Source organism: Breznakia sp. PFB1-19 (genome assembly GCF_029893935.1).
GTDB lineage: Bacteria > Bacillota_I > Bacilli_A > Erysipelotrichales > Erysipelotrichaceae > Breznakia > Breznakia blatticola.
The window spans coordinates 1-1,064 of sequence record NZ_JARXXJ010000058.1 but is presented as its reverse complement, the minus strand read 5'-3'; the positions used below and the strand labels follow the sequence as shown (position 1 = coordinate 1,064).

1 protein-coding gene is annotated in these 1,064 nt (G+C 38.3%); it reads left to right on the top strand.

What is annotated here, in order from left to right; translation table 11 throughout:
• The coding region (locus tag M2098_RS11545) for a transposase (RefSeq protein WP_280697932.1) at positions 1 to 1,064 on the top strand (1,064 nt) is incomplete at both ends.

Sequence of the window (1,064 nt, the reverse complement as noted above, 5' to 3'; positions counted from 1 at the left end):
CTTCTTTTCCTCTTCTTCTTTTCAAAGCTCACTAGAGAAAGCATCGTCTAGTGTAAATGAACTGAACGAACTGCTAAAACCTATGCTTCCTGTTCTAAAGAAAGCATTGAATAAACAAAAATCAAAGCAAGAGAAAATGATTCCGTATGCAGACTTCATGGTGGAAGAACTTCCACCTATCATCAAGGCTAAAGAAATTGAGCCAGTGCAACTTTCTTTCACTGACATCTACCAACAAATAGCTGATGAAGGTAAAGAGCTTACTCCCGTGCGTAACCGTCCAACGCTAGCTTACAAAGGATGTTGTCCACATTGTGGTGCACCTAATGAATATCTCTACCTTAATAACGGCAAGAATCAGCATAAGTGCAAAGCTTGCAAAAAAACTTTCACTCCTAAAATCACTCCACGTGATACCGCTGGAATCTATTGTCCGCACTGCAAGTGCAAACTTGACATGCGTCACGATCGTAGTGGTTATCTTGTATACTCTTGCATCAACAAGAAGTGTTCTCACTATAAAGACAATCGAAAATTGAAGCGCGAAGGCAAAGCTGAACATCTTAAAATATCATCTGGTGGATATCGTCTTCGTTATACATATCGTGAATTTAAATTCGATATGAATACGCTCGCTGATGCTTCAATCAACCTTGAAACAAAGGTCAATTTGAATAAAATACACTATGACCAACAGGTTCTAGGTTTGGCTTTAACTTACTACATCAACTATGGCTTATCCTCTAGGAAAACTTCGCTTATCCTGCAAGAAGTACATGGCTTACGGATTTCTCATCAAACCATTATCAACTATGCTCAAAGCGTTGCCAAACTTGTGCAACCGATGGTTGATTACTATCCTTATGAACTCACATCTACTATCACAGCTGATGAAACATACGTTAAAGTACAAGGCAAAAACAATTACGTTTTCTTCTTCTCAGATCCTACTAAGAAGATTATCTCTTCTTATCGCATCTTTGAAACACGTGATGCAAAATGTGCCTGTATTTCAACCTATAACACGCTGCTTAAGTATCGTGACAATGATGGTAATATCAAAC